The following is a 380-nucleotide window of genomic DNA, read 5'->3' as shown; positions in this document are numbered from 1 at the left end:
GCCTGCCTACTTTGCAGTGAAGACAAGCCACATTTCTGCCATAGAAGACTAGCCGCCGAATACATAAAAAAAACATCTACGAATGAAACGAAAATTATACACCTATGAATTCACTCATCCTCATCGCCTACCCGAAGGAGTTAATTAACTTCAACTTTTTTGAGAGGAAAGTTGAGTCCATTATAAAAAATCAGAAAAATTTCTCATTTCTAATTTTTGACGATCCAAATAAATTTGTAGAGCAAAAATGGGGAGAGTTGCCAAATAAAAAAATTAAAAAAAAAGATAGAGCGCATTCGAGAATTTATGCGAAAGAGGCAACTCAGGCAATTGTGTTTTGGGACGGGCATGACTAGTCCTGTCTCTTATACACATCTGAC

At 36.6% G+C, this 380-nt stretch carries 1 protein-coding gene; it reads left to right on the top strand.

Annotated features, from left to right (window positions below; genetic code table 11):
• Positions 1 to 104 precede the first annotated feature (104 nt).
• Positions 105 to 356: a hypothetical protein gene (locus JHD59_RS22420; protein WP_199155892.1), complete on the top strand. Its 252-nt coding sequence runs from the start codon at positions 105 to 107 to the stop codon at positions 354 to 356.
• The last annotated feature ends 24 nt before the right edge of the window (positions 357 to 380 follow it).

Source organism: Chromobacterium sp. ASV23, assembly GCF_016428945.1.
Classification (GTDB): domain Bacteria; phylum Pseudomonadota; class Gammaproteobacteria; order Burkholderiales; family Chromobacteriaceae; genus Chromobacterium; species Chromobacterium sinusclupearum.
This window is presented reverse-complemented; position numbering and strand designations above follow the sequence as displayed.